The 14,229-nt window shown below is 36.3% G+C and carries 19 protein-coding genes and 2 pseudogenes; 15 read left to right on the top strand and 6 right to left on the bottom strand.

The window, feature by feature from the left end; genetic code table 11:
• Positions 1-66: 66 nt before the first annotated feature.
• The 7 genes and pseudogenes from J7E81_RS12345 (at position 67) to J7E81_RS12315 (ending at position 4,520) form a co-directional block, all read left to right on the top strand.
• Positions 67-807 carry an SDR family oxidoreductase gene (locus J7E81_RS12345; protein WP_215042495.1) on the top strand — a complete coding sequence of 247 codons (741 nt, stop codon included), beginning with the start codon at positions 67-69 and terminating at the stop codon, positions 805-807.
• A 50-nt stretch (positions 808-857) separates the two neighbouring features.
• Complete coding sequence (locus tag J7E81_RS12340; RefSeq protein ID WP_215042494.1) at positions 858-1,688, top strand: SDR family oxidoreductase; 831 nt, start codon at positions 858-860, stop codon at positions 1,686-1,688.
• Between the two features lie 130 nt (positions 1,689-1,818).
• Positions 1,819-2,009: pseudogene (locus J7E81_RS12335) on the top strand (NAD(P)H:quinone oxidoreductase, type IV); the annotation flags it as partial.
• Between the two features lie 137 nt (positions 2,010-2,146).
• Positions 2,147-2,632, top strand: a complete 486-nt coding sequence (locus J7E81_RS12330; RefSeq protein WP_215042493.1) for a CBO0543 family protein — start codon at positions 2,147-2,149, stop codon at positions 2,630-2,632.
• 174 nt (positions 2,633-2,806) lie between these two features.
• Positions 2,807-3,520 carry a pirin family protein gene (locus tag J7E81_RS12325; RefSeq protein ID WP_215042492.1) on the top strand — a complete coding sequence of 238 codons (714 nt, stop codon included), beginning with the start codon at positions 2,807-2,809 and terminating at the stop codon, positions 3,518-3,520.
• Complete coding sequence (locus J7E81_RS12320; RefSeq protein WP_215042491.1) at positions 3,520-3,786, top strand: hypothetical protein; 267 nt, start codon at positions 3,520-3,522, stop codon at positions 3,784-3,786. The genes J7E81_RS12325 and J7E81_RS12320 overlap by 1 nt, the downstream gene beginning before the upstream one ends.
• A gap of 125 nt (positions 3,787-3,911) precedes the next feature.
• Positions 3,912-4,520 carry a nitroreductase family protein gene (locus J7E81_RS12315; protein ID WP_215042490.1) on the top strand — a complete coding sequence of 203 codons (609 nt, stop codon included), beginning with the start codon at positions 3,912-3,914 and terminating at the stop codon, positions 4,518-4,520.
• Positions 4,521-4,648: 128 nt separating this feature from the next.
• Here the strand turns inward: J7E81_RS12315 and J7E81_RS30910 are convergent, their stop codons facing one another.
• Both J7E81_RS30910 and J7E81_RS31370 read right to left on the bottom strand, forming a co-directional pair.
• Positions 4,649-4,783, bottom strand: a complete 135-nt coding sequence (locus J7E81_RS30910) for a hypothetical protein (RefSeq protein WP_285292011.1) — start codon at positions 4,781-4,783, stop codon at positions 4,649-4,651.
• Positions 4,784-4,951: 168 nt separating this feature from the next.
• Positions 4,952-5,062: pseudogene (locus J7E81_RS31370) on the bottom strand (TetR/AcrR family transcriptional regulator); the annotation flags it as partial.
• 243 nt (positions 5,063-5,305) lie between these two features.
• Here J7E81_RS31370 and J7E81_RS12305 point away from each other — a divergent pair.
• The 7 genes from J7E81_RS12305 to J7E81_RS12275 all read left to right on the top strand — a co-directional run bounded on the left by J7E81_RS12305 (position 5,306) and on the right by J7E81_RS12275 (position 11,022).
• Positions 5,306-6,061 (top strand): carboxymuconolactone decarboxylase family protein, encoded by a 756-nt coding sequence (locus J7E81_RS12305; protein WP_215042488.1) that lies wholly within the window; start codon positions 5,306-5,308, stop codon positions 6,059-6,061.
• 92 nt (positions 6,062-6,153) lie between these two features.
• Positions 6,154-7,017: an aldo/keto reductase gene (locus tag J7E81_RS12300; RefSeq protein WP_215042487.1), complete on the top strand. Its 864-nt coding sequence runs from the start codon at positions 6,154-6,156 to the stop codon at positions 7,015-7,017.
• Positions 7,018-7,036: 19 nt separating this feature from the next.
• Complete coding sequence (locus J7E81_RS12295) at positions 7,037-7,441, top strand: cupin domain-containing protein (protein WP_215042486.1); 405 nt, start codon at positions 7,037-7,039, stop codon at positions 7,439-7,441.
• Between the two features lie 513 nt (positions 7,442-7,954).
• The gene (locus J7E81_RS12290; protein ID WP_215042485.1) at positions 7,955-8,872 is read left to right on the top strand and encodes a tetratricopeptide repeat protein; all 918 of its coding nucleotides are present in this window, start codon (positions 7,955-7,957) and stop codon (positions 8,870-8,872) included.
• Positions 8,873-8,908: 36 nt separating this feature from the next.
• Positions 8,909-9,088 carry a hypothetical protein gene (locus J7E81_RS31365; RefSeq protein WP_215042633.1) on the top strand — a complete coding sequence of 60 codons (180 nt, stop codon included), beginning with the start codon at positions 8,909-8,911 and terminating at the stop codon, positions 9,086-9,088.
• 20 nt (positions 9,089-9,108) lie between these two features.
• Entirely contained in the window at positions 9,109-10,197 is a 1,089-nt protein-coding gene (gene xerS / locus J7E81_RS12280) for a tyrosine recombinase XerS (RefSeq protein WP_215042484.1), read from the top strand.
• Positions 10,198-10,623: 426 nt separating this feature from the next.
• Positions 10,624-11,022: a YkvA family protein gene (locus J7E81_RS12275; RefSeq protein WP_215042483.1), complete on the top strand. Its 399-nt coding sequence runs from the start codon at positions 10,624-10,626 to the stop codon at positions 11,020-11,022.
• A 212-nt stretch (positions 11,023-11,234) separates the two neighbouring features.
• Here J7E81_RS12275 and J7E81_RS12270 read toward each other — a convergent pair whose 3' ends face one another.
• The gene (locus tag J7E81_RS12270) at positions 11,235-11,528 is read right to left on the bottom strand and encodes a VOC family protein (RefSeq protein WP_374104031.1); all 294 of its coding nucleotides are present in this window, start codon (positions 11,526-11,528) and stop codon (positions 11,235-11,237) included.
• 14 nt (positions 11,529-11,542) lie between these two features.
• Here J7E81_RS12270 and J7E81_RS12265 point away from each other — a divergent pair, with 14 nt between their 5' ends.
• The gene (locus J7E81_RS12265) at positions 11,543-11,806 is read left to right on the top strand and encodes a VOC family protein (RefSeq protein WP_374104030.1); all 264 of its coding nucleotides are present in this window, start codon (positions 11,543-11,545) and stop codon (positions 11,804-11,806) included.
• Here the strand turns inward: J7E81_RS12265 and J7E81_RS12260 are convergent.
• From J7E81_RS12260 to J7E81_RS12245, 3 genes are all read right to left on the bottom strand, one after another.
• Positions 11,754-12,149, bottom strand: coding sequence for a VOC family protein (locus tag J7E81_RS12260; RefSeq protein WP_374104029.1), 396 nt, complete (start codon positions 12,147-12,149; stop codon positions 11,754-11,756). The genes J7E81_RS12265 and J7E81_RS12260 overlap by 53 nt on opposite strands.
• 142 nt (positions 12,150-12,291) lie before the next feature.
• Positions 12,292-13,287 (bottom strand): zinc-dependent alcohol dehydrogenase family protein, encoded by a 996-nt coding sequence (locus J7E81_RS12255; RefSeq protein ID WP_215042482.1) that lies wholly within the window; start codon positions 13,285-13,287, stop codon positions 12,292-12,294.
• Positions 13,288-13,716: 429 nt separating this feature from the next.
• Positions 13,717-14,226: a hypothetical protein gene (locus tag J7E81_RS12245; protein ID WP_308162205.1), complete on the bottom strand. Its 510-nt coding sequence runs from the start codon at positions 14,224-14,226 to the stop codon at positions 13,717-13,719.
• Positions 14,227-14,229 lie beyond the last annotated feature (3 nt).

Below are 14,229 nucleotides of genomic sequence, written 5' to 3'. Positions count from 1 at the left end.
ATTCAACTTTAAACATAAAGGGTAAACAAACTATATTTATTTTTTGTTGAAAGGATGGTATGTAATATGTCTAATATTCAAGCGAAGGTTGTAATCATTACTGGTGCTTCTAGTGGGATCGGCGAGGCTACTGCGAAAGAACTTGCATCTAAAGGTGCGAAGTTGGTTTTAGCTGCTCGTCGTGAAGATCGATTAAAGAAATTGCAAGAAGAGATTCAAAATAGTGGTGGTCAAGCAATTTATAAGGTAACAGATGTCACTTCTCATGAACAAATGGAAAAGCTTGCCGAGTTAGCTCTTAAAGAGTTTGGGAAAATAGATGTTTTAGTAAACAACGCAGGGGTCATGCCACATTCGTTTCTTTATAAGAAAAAAGTGGATGATTGGAACAAGATGATCGATGTAAACATCAAAGGCGTACTTTATGGTATCGCTGCCGTTCTTCCCACAATGAGGGAACAAAAATCAGGTCATATTATTAACGTTTCTTCTGTAGCAGGACATGTTGTAGGAGTTGGTAGTACTGTTTATGCTGGAACGAAGCATGCTGTACGTGCGATTTCGGAAGGTCTTCGTAAAGAAGAGGCTGGGAACAATATTCGTTCCACCATTATCTCACCAGGAGCAGTAACGACTGAATTAACCAATTCAATTACAGATATGGATCTCAAACCAGGAATAGATAAAATCTATGAAGGTGCGATTGATGCTGATGCGATTGCTCGTGCCATTGCTTTTGCTATAGAACAGCCAGCTGATGTAGCAATTAATGAAATGATCATCCGTCCAACATCACAGGAACGGTAAGACCATTATAAAGTAACTTGAACCTAGAATAAAAATAAGGAGGATATATAATGAAAGAAGTTGTACTTTGGACAGGTGCTGGACAGATTGGCATGGCGATAACTAGAAGAATCGGTTTTGGTAAGAAAATTATTGTGGGGGATAAGAACCTTGATAACGCCAAGGCTATTGCAAAAATTATGAAAGAAGCGGGATTTGATGTGGTCCCTGTCGAAACGGACATTTCCTCCAGAGAATCAATTTTAAATCTGATTGCAGAAGGTCAGAAGTATGGTGAAATCACTGCTCTTATCAATGCAGCTGGCGTATCACCTAGTCAGGCACCTATTGAAACCATTTTGAAGGTGGATTTATACGGAACGGCAGTATTGCTGGAGGAAGTAGGAAAGGTTATAGCTCCTGGAGGCGTTGGTGTGACAATATCCAGTCAGTCTGGACACAGAATGCCTCAATTGGGAGTTGAAATTGATGAACAGCTGGCAACGACACCAACTGAAGAACTCCTTAGTTTGGAAGTCCTTCGGCCTGAAAATATCAAGGATACGTTGCACGCTTATCAAATGGCAAAACGGTGCAATGTAAAGCGGGTTATGTTTGAATCTATACGCTGGGGAGAAAAAGACGCTCGTATCAATTCCATTTCTCCAGGAATTATCGTAACGCCACTCGCTATAGACGAGTTCAACGGTCCAAGAGGAGAGTTCTATAAGAATATGTTTGCCCGTTGCCCTGCCGGACGACCAGGAACAGCTGATGAGGTTGCCAATGTGGCTGAACTGCTGATGAGGCCGCAGGGAGCGTTCATCACAGGGGCAGATTTCCTTATTGACGGTGGAGCTACGGCTTCCTATTTTTACGGACCACTAAAACCAGCAGAATAAAGAAAGTTTCCCAAAATGCTGCCTAATTAGAAATGAGGCTTGTCAGTCCCAGGAGAGTGCGGGAAATTAAAATAACAAGGTAATCATTACCAAATGTGCAAAATGAATCTCTCACTAAAATTTTGAGAATTATTGGGGAGCTATTGTTGCTGCTCCTGGTTATACAGACCCGTCACATTCGGTGCTGGAGGCAATCCTTACGGAACAAGTGTTACCGTTGGGCAAGATGGAAAAATGATTGAAGATGTCCAAGCAGCTGTAAAACACCAAGCAAAGCGTACAGTAACCGTTGCAGAGAGGGTTAAGAAATCAAATCAATAAATTATTCGTTTAAAGGCTAATCGAGATTGATTGGCTTTTTTTATTTATAGAACTTTATATAAGGATAATATTTCCTGATTGGGTAATTGTAATAATGTCAATTATCAATTATTAACTCTTAGGAAGGGTGTTTTTTTATGGAAAAGAAACTGTTAAATTTACTAACTGCTATATGTTTTATTTCTTTGCCATTTTTATTTAAAGGAACAAAAATGAGAGAGAATCTATTAATTCTTTTTTCGAAAGGGGTAGTTGCAACTCTTGTCGATGCTTATGTTGTAGGAACAAAAAGAGTGGAATATCCAGTGCGTCCTTTTCCCCAAATTTTTAAAACAAATATTATTTATGACATATTGTTTTTCCCGATTTTAAGTGTTATCTGGGTAAAAATATCTTACAATGATCATTTCGGTAAAATTTTATTAAAAAGCTTGATTTTTAGTGTTCCTATGAGTATTGGTCAATGGTTTATGGAAAAGAACACCAGATTATTTAAATGGAATAAATGGTCACCGTTCCACACGTTTGCTAGTGTTAATTTTACTTTATTTACGATCAGAGGGTTCGTTGGTTTATTAAAGCTATTCGATAAGTTTAAAGCTAAGCAAAATGTAACCGAATAAAAAGTTAAAAGGCTAATCGAGAGTGATTGGCTTTTTTATTAATCATTAACTGCAACTTATTTGCAGAAAATAATTATTTAATGTTAAAATAGTCTTAATTAAGAATAATTTATTTCTAAATATACTAATTAATAATTTATTAAATCGAGATATTAAATAAGGGAGTGAAGGAATGTGATTCAGCTTTTTCCTGCGGATAAACGCTATACAGTAAAAAATGATTGGTTGGAAAGTTCACTAGGTTTTTCTTTTGGAGAATATTATGATCCAACGAATATAAGATTTGGTCCGTTGCGCGTTTTTAACGATGATACTGTTCAGCCAGGACATGGTTTTGGAATTCATCCTCATCGTGAAGCTGAAATAGTCTCTATTATCTTAAAAGGGGCTCTTAAGCATGAAGACAACTTAGGAAACTCTGGAACTCTTAGCCATGGTAGCATTCAGCGGATCACCGCTGGTACTGGAGTGCTTCATTCTGAATTCAACGCTTCCAATGAGGAAGAAGTACAATTTTTACAGTTATGGTTTTCTCCGAATGAGCAAAAGCTAGAGCCCTCATATGAAGACATTTCATATGATCTAAATAAATTGCATAATCAGCTACTGCCTGTCATTTCGCAGACAGCGTCTGATCAGGTAGCCGGAATCCATCAAGATTTGACACTTTATTTGTCAAGATTGGATGGAAAGGAGACTGTGAACTTTGAACAGGAATCGGGTCGGAAGATTTACGTCTTTACTATAGAGGGGGAAATCTCAATAAACAATGATTTTCTTTTAAAGTCCAGAGACGCTGCCCGAATCACTGATATTCATGAAATAACGATTCAGGGACATCAAGATAGTTACTTTTTATTAATCGATTTACCTGGGGGTGAATTTTAATGTTGATGATTCGTCATTCAATTGGCAGCAGATTACTGTGCCAAACGAATAGATACACTATTGAACAACAAGACGATCGTTGGCTAATATCCGTATCTGTTGATGTAGAAACTGCTTCAAAGGTTTTAGATTTTAAAGATGAGGTAAACATATTTGAAGTAAAGGAAAATGAGAAGACCTGGTTTTACTCCTCTGATGCAGACATAAATTTTCAAGGTGAGAAATTAGTGATAGTTGCTGACCATAAGACTGTTTATCCAACATAATAAGTCTATCTAAGCACATAAAAACTGTGGAAGATGATATATTAAAATTGACTCAAAATATTTAATTAAATGATTATTATCCAAAAATTCTCTTCTCAAAAAAGTTTAAATGGAGGCATCATGCTATGACAAAAGATTTTTTTTCTACTTTAAAAGAAAGACGTACTTATTATGGAATCAATAAAGACGTTCAAGTTTCAGATGAGAGTATTAAGGAAATCGTAGAGTTTGCAGTAAAATACACGCCCTCTGCCTTTAACTCCCAAACTGCACGTCTTGTTGTATTGACAGGGGAATCCCATGATAAATTATGGGATATTACTACTGAAACTTTAAAAGAAGTTGTTGGTGGTGGAGATTTTTCTGCGACTCAACAAAAAATGGACTCATTTAAGGCAGGCTACGGAACTGTGCTATTTTTTGAAGACGAAGCAATAATTAAATCTCTTCAAGAACAATTCAGTACATATGCTGACAACTTTCCTGTTTGGTCCAATCAGGCATCTGGTATGCATCAATTAGTAGTTTGGGCCGCTTTAGAATCAGAAGGTCTAGGAGCTTCTCTACAGCACTATAACCCACTTATTGACGAAGAAGTAAAGAAGGAATGGAATATTCCTTCAAATTGGAAGTTAATTGCTCAAATGCCTTTTGGTAATCCAACAGCTCAGCCAGGAGAAAAAGAATTTAAGCCAGTGGAAGATCGTGTGAAATTTTATAAAAATTTAATCTAAGAAATTTATTCATGCAAAAGGCCTGATGGAATATCCATCAGGCTTTTTATGTACGCTTTTATGGTTTATTATAAAATTTTCTTTTTTCCTCTTTTAAATTATATTATCCTTTTTAGAGGAGTTTAATCTTATAAACGTTTTAACATTTCTAAAATTTCTTTTCGTTCTTCTTCTTTGTTCATTTCGATATTCATTCGTTTTTTGCAAAATTTAGTTTCGCACTCTTTATCGCGTTGCTGAATGTTTTTATTTTCCACCTGCATAAGGTACACTCCTTCAAATCTAATAAATCCATAGCCTTTGAACAATGTAGAGAATTGTATCTGAATTAAGCATTCCCATAAATATAGAGACTATACGGAGGCTTTTTAACTCCATTTGACATAATAAGAGGGAACTCCGATCAAGTTAATGGAGGGACATTCTATTGTATCCACTTCAGCTGTAAACTCTTCCACAACTAAATCAAGAAGGCGACTACGAAAATAGGGTGCACCTTTACTAGCTAGCATTGTTGAAAAAAATAAATAATGACGCTTAAAGGTACCAGACATAATTTCCTTCTTGAAACGTCATCTCAGACTAATTCACCAACTTTTCCTAAAGATAATCAACAATTTAAATTGATTTGTTGAGTAATCAACGAATTGCGTTAAATTAACCATTGAAAGCGTGAATGATTTTTTTATAATTATAAACAGATGTTGATTAATCGATCAATAATCATTTTGGAGCTAACTTTTGAAATAATACAAGTAAATTAACTTCAAACAGGAGGCTTATTTATGGACCGCATAGAAAAGAGTATAGAAAAATACAAACAACTATTTGGAAATGGAGTACCAGCCGCATACGCTACCGATCCTGATTTTCAAGACATCCTTAGCCGCTTCATTTTTGGGGAAGTATTCTATCAAGGAAATTTGGATGACAAGCAACGCGAGTTGATTACTCTGGTAGTGCTTACTACCAACCAGACATTCCCTCAGCTCAAGTCACATGTTGCTGCAGCACTAAACGTTGGGCTGACTCCAGTAGAAATCAAAGAGGCAGTTTACCAGTGTGCTCCATATATCGGATTTCCCAAAACATTAAACGCCATCAATAAAGTGAATGAGGTCTTCGAAGCGAAGGAGATCACTTTACCACTTGAAAGCCAAAAAACAGTAGATGAAAATAGCCGTTTTGAGAAAGGACTTGCTACTCAAGTAGAGATTTTTGGTGAGACAATCGCAAAAATGCGTGAGGCTGCTCCAGAAAATCAAAAGCATATGCAGGATTATCTTTCCTCTTTTTGCTTCGGAGACTTTTACACCCGTGGCGGACTTGATTTGAAAACACGAGAGTTGTTGACACTCTGTATTATCAGTACGTTGGGCGGTTGTGAAAGCCAAGTGAAGTCACATGTGCTGGGTAACAAAAATGTAGGCACTGACAAGGAAATATTGATCAACGCCATCACTCACTGCCTCCCATATATGGGCTTTCCGAGAACACTAAACGCATTAGCTTGCATTAATGAAATGATTCCTGAAAATTAAGGCAAACGATTAAGGATTTAGTAAACGCTGGAGAGTAAGCATCTCTGTTTCACGTGAAGAAAATATAACCATGTATAGGAGATAACAAAAGCATGTTTAACGAAACTTACAAATTATCAAATGGTGTAAAAATTCCAAAATTAGGCCTTGGTACCTGGCTGATTGACGATGCACAGGCATCACAGGCAGTGGTAGAAGCGGTATCGATCGGATATCGTCATATTGATACTGCTCAAGCTTATATGAATGAAACTGGTGTAGGCGAAGGGATCCGTTCAAGCGGTGTTGCAAGAGAAGAACTTTTTATCACGACAAAGGTTGCAGCAGAATTAAAGACCTATGAGGCAGTCACGAAGTCCATTGATGATTCTTTAGCAAAGCTGGGACTGGATTATATTGATCTTCTGATTATCCACAGCCCTCAGCCTTGGACCGAGTTCCGTGAAGAGAACCGTTACTTCAAGGAAAACAAAGAAGCATGGAAAGCAATGGAGGATGCTTATAAGACAGGAAAGGTAAAGGCAATTGGTCTTTCTAACTTCCTTCAAGATGATGTAGAGAATATTCTTTCAAGCTGTAAGATCAAGCCTATGGTCAATCAAATATTGGCACATGTGAGCAATACTCCTTTGGAGCTTATTAAATTCTGCCAGAAGAATGACATCCTAGTAGAAGCATATTCACCAATTGCACACGGTGCAGTTCTCGATCATGCAGAGGTTAAGGTGATAGCTGATAAGTACGGAGTATCTGTTGCTCAGCTTTGCCTGCGATATGATATCCAGCTTGGTCTTGTCGTCATTCCAAAGACGGCAAATCCGGATCACATGAGAAACAATGCAGAGCTTAATTTTGTTATCAGCGATGCAGATATGGAGACTTTAAAAAATGTAGAGCAAATCCAGAATTATGGCGAGCATAGCTTCTTCCCTGTATTCGGAGGAAAGTTAAAATAAATAGGTGGAGGAATTAAAAATGGCAAAACATGAAGAAGTAAAAAATGGCGTTTTTTTCCCAGCGGGCGAAAAAAATCCTTTTTCACAATTTTTTGCGGGACAAAGTTATCTTCAAGGATTAGTCTCTGACTCTAAAATCAATGTTGGTGTCGGGAATGTGACTTTTGAACCGGGATGTCGAAATAACTGGCATATCCATCGTGATGGATATCAAATTTTATTAGTAACTGGCGGTCAAGGTTGGTACCAAGAAGATGGACAACCTGCTCAATTATTAAAAGCAGGGGACGTAATTGTCACCCATGATGGTGTCAAACACTGGCATGGAGCTACAAAAGATAGCTGGTTTGTACACATTGCAATCACCACAGGTACTCCGGTATGGTTAGAGCCTGTTGATGATGAAACTTATAACCAACTGTAAAAAACAAACGCATCGGATCATTTGATTCGATGCGTTAATTATGACGGTCTAACAAACAAAAGGGCGGAAACAAATTGAAAATGGTACAGCTGCTACATTAAGCCAAGAAGCTATTAAAAAAATGCAGCGATTGATTTGATGATTTGCATAAGAATTTTCGGTTAAATAGCAAAGTGACAAGAACTTGAAGGTGATTTATGATAAATCATCTGAGGTTTATGAAAAGGATAAAAAAAGGGGAATGGCATTGTAATTGAATACGTAGGTAAAAACAAATAGAAAAACGAGCATCCTTTTGAAGTACATATTTAAAGTAGAAAGATGTTAAAGAATGACTTAATTCGATTAGCAGAAAAACCCACTCAAGGCGAGAAACTAGAGGAAGTTGATGTTAAGGTGAATGAGATATTAACACAATTATGATTCTGATTAAGTACGATGCAGAATAGTTAGAATTAATAAATTTCAATGAATTTAAATAAATTTACTATTAATTTACTTCGGAGGCAATACTTGAACACTAATCAAAAGGCAATTGAAAAGTTTGAACAAAATGAATATGAGGAAGCAATGGAACTCTTTCAACAAGCAGTTCATGAGTCCAGAGACGTACAATCCCTGAATAATCTTGCCTGGGTGTACCTTTATGAGGAAGAGGATGATGATAAAGCCCTTGAATTAATAAAGGAAGCTGTTAAGATGAATCCAACCTCATACTTTCCTTATAACATTCTTGGGGAAATTCACATTAGACAAGAACAATGGAAAGAAGCTAAAGATGCATTGCGAAAGTCCATTTCGATTCAACCATCCGATGTAGCATATCACAATTTAGCTGTAACTTATTATAAACTTGGAGAGCTGGAAAAGGCTTCGGAGTTTTTCTCGCGAGGAGCAGGAGATTCGGACAATGTGATGTATAGTCATATTAAATGTTTAATTGATCTAGGGCGAATAACAGAAGCAAAAGAGAAGTTGGATAGGTTTAACAAAAAAGCGGATGATTTTGTTGGGGAAATCGATGTAGCTGATTTATACATTGAAATGAATTGCTATAAAGAAGCGATTCATTGGTTTGAAACGGGGTACAAAGATTACTCTAAAGATCCTTATTGGGTGCGTAGATTTGTTTATGCTCTACTTAAAACTAATAATTACTCACGTATGAATCAGGTTATACAAGAAGCTATTGAAGAGAAGGGAGAAGAAATAGAAGGCGCTAAAAAAGAAGAAGTTGAAGAAAACTGGACGGAAATGGATAAGAAAGAGTTTATTGAAGAGTTAATAGAAGAGAATAATCAGTATAAAAATATGATAAACCTTATTTCTTCTGGTTATACTCCTAAATTAGAGTTTGAAACTTATCGTACCGGAGCTTGTTATCTATTTGGATGTAAGCGGCACAATCATCCTGGATATCAAAAAAAATGATTCGACTGTCAAACATGATGGTCGAATCTTTGTCATATTTTTTACCGTGACAACCAAAATGTATTATTGCTTGGAAACGCCAGATGTCTAAGGGCAGAAGACCTAATAAAAGAAGTTGACGATTTATTAGAAGATGTTTATGTAGGTGATACCGATTTCACCCAAAAACTTAATTACGTAAAATATAAATTTGACGTAATTAAGTATACCAAGTAAAATAAAAGTGAGGTGTTATTATGGTAAATCAGGATAAACAAACCAATTTTAAAAAATTACAAACCTTGCTTAACGAACTCCCTTGGTATGTCGAAGAATACATAAATCATAAGCTGCGCAAACTTTCGACTGCATCTTTATTTAATTACTGTCATGACTACAAGATCTTTTTCAATTGGATTATTATGGAGCAGCTATATCAAGGTAGTGTTAAGGAAATCCCACTGGAACGTCTTGAACAGATGACCGTTTTAGAGGTGGAAAACTTTTTAAACTATCTGCATTATCAATTAGACAACAAGGAATTGACGGTAAATCGTAAGTTATCGGCTTTAAAGTCATTGTTTAATTATCTGCAAAATATCGCCGAAACACCGGATTTAAAGCCTTATATCAATCGAAATGTAATGGCCAAAATCGAGTTTAATGAAGTAAAAGACAGCATGGAAACAAAAGCAAATAAAATGGAAGGTAAAATCCTCCTTGGCGATGAATACGAAAAGTTTCGTTTATTTGTTGCAAAAGATTATGGCGAATTAAATAAAGAAAATAAAAAACTATCTAACTTTTATCAATTAAATAAAGAACGTGATACCGCGATTGTTTCCTTAATTTTGGGTTCAGGACTGCGTCTTTCGGAGTTAGTCGGTATTGAATTAGATGATATTGATTTTAGTAAATACTGTGTACGAGTGATTCGAAAAGGAAATAAAGAACAATTTGTTTTCTTCAGCCAAGTGGCAATGGCAGATCTCCAAGAATACCTCTCAGTAAGAGCAGCTAAATATCAAGTAGACAAAACCAATAAGGCATTATTTATTTCTGCACCGGTCGGTCCTAAAGGAAAATCGCGGCGGCTGACAGCACGATCGGTTGAAAAACTCATTGAAAAATATGCAACCGCATTTGGGAAGCCATCATTATCGGTGCATAAGCTGCGGCATTCGTTTGCCACCAGATACCATGCTGAGATCAATGATGTACCGAAATTAAGACGCCAATTAGGTCATTCATCGATCCAGACAACGATGATTTATACTCATATTAAGAATGATGATTTAAAAATTGCTGTCGACAAAATGGATATGCCGAAAGAACAAATCGACTAACAATCAATAAAACTGTCACCCTACTGGCAGTTTTTCTTCATTTCATCAGTTTACATAATATTATTATGTAATTGAGTTGCGGTTTTATCTCAATAACTAAGTATACTTAAGATAGTGAGACGAAACAAAATTTTTATCAATAATTGGGATGACAACTCCTCTCTTAATGTCCCTTATAGCAGATTTTGAAGACAATTTTTTGGTGATTTTGGTGTCTGTTTGTCTTTAAAACCATTCATGAGGATAGTATTGAATGAAAACTCCTACCCTTTGTTTAGATAAGAGCAACTCTAGAAGACATATCGGGTGCCTTCTCTTCCCTCTTGTTCTATTTTCCATCTAAATAACAGCTGACAAAAAAACGCTTTTGAAGTTTCAACTCTCTCCTATTTTACTTTATAATCATTACTAACAAGGAGGAGTTAGATGGAACAAAAAAATACTTTAGCAAAATTAAAAAACTACACAAGAAAACTAAAACAAAATTTATTTGTTCTTTATTTATCATACAAAGATAATAGAGTACCTTGGTACACTAAACTGGTTGCTATTTGTGTTGTTGCTTATGCTTTTAGTCCAATCGATTTGATTCCTGACTTCATTCCAGTATTGGGTTATCTCGATGACCTAATTATTGTTCCGCTGGGCATTTCACTGGCACTAAAATTAATACCCCCTTACATTATTGAAGAAAACAGAGAAAAGGCTGAAGAAATTAGAAAAAATGGTAAACCAAAAAACTGGATTGTTGCCCTACTATTCATTCTAATTTGGATTTTACTTGCGTTTTGGGCTGGTAAATTATTATATGGTATATTTCATTGAAAATAGTCATTAAATCATTTGGGGATATGCTTCTTTGCATATCCCTTCTTCAACTAAACTCCCCCTTTTACCTCAATATGCATATGAGTTTTCATAGTGAACCAATATTTCCTCTAAAAGATCATTTTTTGGGAGAGATGTTTTTTGCTTTTATCGAAAGCTTGAGAAACGGATGAAATCTTACCCTAGATCATCCATAGTCTGCATTCTGATTATCCCTTGTATGCTTTCCGTAATTTCTCCAGATCAAATTTCTTCATTTTTAGAAAGGCATTCGTCACACGTGCAAGCTGATCTGGTCTACCCTTGCTCATCATCTCATTCATCTCGCTTGGCACAACCTGCCAGGATATACCGAACTGATCTTTTAGCCAGCCGCATTGCTCTGCTTCAGGAACTGCAGATAGCCTATCCCAGTAGTAATCAATCTCTTCTTGTGTGTCACAATACACCATGAATGAGATTGCCTCATTAAAATTGAATTTATGTTCATGTGCGCTATCCATTGCGGAAAACCACTTTGTCCTGGCAATTGATGCTTACCAATCCAGAAGGTGAAGTACGGCCTACTATAGTTCCATCACTTTTGTTTGTCGGCGAAAAATGCGGCAGGGCGGAAGAGGCAATTCATTTTTATTTATCCGTATTTAAGAAAGCAAAACAGGGACTTATCGCCCGCTACCCTCAAGGCATGGCACCTGATAAAGAAGGAACAATCATGTTCGCCGATTTTATGCTGGAAGACCTCCATACTTATCCTGAATCCAGCCAAACCTTTCACTGAAGGGATACTTATCAAGCGGCATTAACGCTGTGCCGCCTTCCGACAATTTGATCCATACCTCATCTATTTTTTTGCTCGCATCATTTTCTCGCGATGGGTCGAAATTAACTATGAAAGAGATCGACGGATTGATTTTGAAATAAGGCCCAGCGCTGATTGACATAAACTTCTGCCCCCACAACTCAAATGAGACTATCTCGGAGTCGCCTGCTGGTGTGTCCTGAATGGTTGTGACATTCGTAATTTTTGAGTTCGGGAATATGGAAGCGTAAAACTCGGCAGCTTCTTTTGCCCCCTTTTCATACCATAAATGCGGAACGATTTTTTGTTTTGATTTTGACATATTCATTCCTCCATGATTTTGTGGCGGCATTCTAGCCACCAAACCATTTTAGTGACTAGAATGCCGTTCAAATTCAAATTTAGCTAAGCCAGCCACGGAACCCTCTTGCAGAATAGCACGATTCTTCCCCTATCAAGCAGCTTTATAAATAACTTGTTAAAAATACTTTCCCTTTTGTTTTATTAGAAAATTCAACAGCGTCAATTGCCTTATTGACATCCGATAAATCATACTTAGAATCAACCATCATCAAACCTAATTTTTTACCATCTATTAGCCGTATTAAATGATTAAAAGTTTCTTGCCATTTTTTTTCTGAGACATTTTTATTCCAATTCCGTAAATGAAACATATTCGCATTCACTTTTGCTTGATTTACAATTTCTGCCCAATTTACTTGTATCCCTGATAAAAGACCGATTGATAAAAACTTTCCATTAGGGCGGACACTGAAAGCTAATTCATTACCATCCGAACCTCCAACAGAATCAATGGCAGCATCCGCACCACTTCCACTTGTTAATTCCATTACGGTTTCATTTAGACGACTTATGGAGGTATCTATCACATTAGAAGCACCGAGATGAAGTAATTCCTCTGTATACTTATTATTTCTAGTCACCGCAATCAATTGAAAACCTAAAATTTTTGATAATTGAGCAAAAATATGCCCAATTGAAGAACCACATGCGTTAACTAATAAAACATCATTTGGTCTTAATTTTAAAACTTCCGTACATACCAGCCACGCTGTTACGGGATTGATATACATTTGTGATGCCGTAAAATCATCAATAGAATCAGGTATAGGAACGGCGAATTCTGCTGATGTCTTAACAAACTCTTGCCACGTACCTTCCCCACGCAAAGGTAAAACCCGTTTACCAATAAGGTTTTTTGAAACTAAAGGACCTACATCCTCTACAATCCCAACTCCTTCATAACCAGGAACAGTAGGTAAGGAAATTCGATGAGAATACGCCCCTCTAATTGGAATTAAATCAGAAGGATTTATAGGTCGTACCAACATTCGAACAAGAACTTCATTATCTTTTGGTGGTTCAATGGTTTTATATTCAATTTTTAGTACATCCTTCGGACTGCCGAATTCGCAGAAATTAATATATTTTGCTTCCAAAACAATAAAGGCTCCTTAATAAAAATTTTTTAGGATTATTTAATTATAGCATTTATGGCTAAACTGCCATTTACTTCAATAAAAAAACATCCCTTAAAAAAGATGCATATATGGAAGAAAGAACCCTAATTGTAAATACAGCAGAAATTATCACATTAATAAAAAAGAAGCTTTTGCAATAATTGTAAAAGCGATATAAATAGTAAGTAATTATAGTTTTTAATGTTAACAAACATAGAACTATACTTGGAGAAGTGGGTATGATAGGCTCGTTTTCCTGATGAAACCTTAGCTTCAAAATCGTACCCACAGAGGCTCCAAGTCAAGTCCTTAAACGCCTATTCTATGGCTACATATAAAAAATGATAAAGAATGCAACTTTTCTTATTTATTTTTTCAATATCATTTTATTTGTCTCTCTAAAATATCTTAAAATTTAGGCAATGTGATGGAATCCTTCACTTTATTTTGCATCGAATGGAATGTTTCCCTCCCAAAAAACGCATCAGCTTTCCTTTTGATCTCTTTTAACATTTCATCGTTTTCAGCTAATGTTTCTCGAATCTTTTGTATTAGTTGTAAAGCATTCTGACCAGTAATTTGTTGAGCAACTCGTTCCAGAAGAACCTTAGTATCTACCGAATATTTTTCCGCGAAACTATGGCACATGACCATATTCATACGAAGTGATTCTCGATATTCATCTGTAAATGCTCTTCTAATACACCCTCTTACTCCTGCATATCCATATGAAATCTCTGATGCAGCTCTGTAAAATAGGACCATTCCATCTGCACGACTTGATTCAGGATGTACTCGGAGTTCAGTTATTAATGACATTAATCTTCTTACCATTGGTTTTGCTGACTCCATTGTATTCCACCAATCTAACAACCGTTGCCTCTCTTCCAAATCCATTACCAATGGTTTATTGATCACTTT

It is taken from the genome of Bacillus sp. ISL-18, from assembly GCF_018613415.1.
Taxonomy (GTDB): domain Bacteria; phylum Bacillota; class Bacilli; order Bacillales; family Cytobacillaceae; genus Neobacillus.
The sequence above is the reverse complement of the archived record's forward strand: the minus strand, read 5'-3'. Positions and strand labels throughout refer to the sequence as shown.

Bases quoted from the DNA above. Each gene is read 5' to 3' on its own strand.
- J7E81_RS12270 (WP_374104031.1), bottom strand. From the start codon at position 11,528: ATGGATAGCGCACATGAACATAAATTCAATTTTAATGAGGCAATCTCA.
- J7E81_RS12315 (WP_215042490.1), top strand. From the start codon at position 3,912: ATGACAAAAGATTTTTTTTCTACTTTAAAAGAAAGACGTACTTATTAT.
- J7E81_RS12340 (WP_215042494.1), top strand. From the start codon at position 858: ATGAAAGAAGTTGTACTTTGGACAGGTGCTGGACAGATTGGCATGGCG.
- J7E81_RS12305 (WP_215042488.1), top strand. From the start codon at position 5,306: ATGGACCGCATAGAAAAGAGTATAGAAAAATACAAACAACTATTTGGA.
- J7E81_RS30910 (WP_285292011.1), bottom strand. From the start codon at position 4,783: ATGCAGGTGGAAAATAAAAACATTCAGCAACGCGATAAAGAGTGCGAA.
- J7E81_RS12295 (WP_215042486.1), top strand. From the start codon at position 7,037: ATGGCAAAACATGAAGAAGTAAAAAATGGCGTTTTTTTCCCAGCGGGC.
- J7E81_RS12275 (WP_215042483.1), top strand. From the start codon at position 10,624: ATGGAACAAAAAAATACTTTAGCAAAATTAAAAAACTACACAAGAAAA.
- J7E81_RS12320 (WP_215042491.1), top strand. From the start codon at position 3,520: ATGTTGATGATTCGTCATTCAATTGGCAGCAGATTACTGTGCCAAACG.
- J7E81_RS12300 (WP_215042487.1), top strand. From the start codon at position 6,154: ATGTTTAACGAAACTTACAAATTATCAAATGGTGTAAAAATTCCAAAA.
- xerS (WP_215042484.1), top strand. From the start codon at position 9,109: ATGGTAAATCAGGATAAACAAACCAATTTTAAAAAATTACAAACCTTG.
- J7E81_RS12345 (WP_215042495.1), top strand. From the start codon at position 67: ATGTCTAATATTCAAGCGAAGGTTGTAATCATTACTGGTGCTTCTAGT.
- J7E81_RS12260 (WP_374104029.1), bottom strand. From the start codon at position 12,149: ATGTCAAAATCAAAACAAAAAATCGTTCCGCATTTATGGTATGAAAAG.
- J7E81_RS12330 (WP_215042493.1), top strand. From the start codon at position 2,147: ATGGAAAAGAAACTGTTAAATTTACTAACTGCTATATGTTTTATTTCT.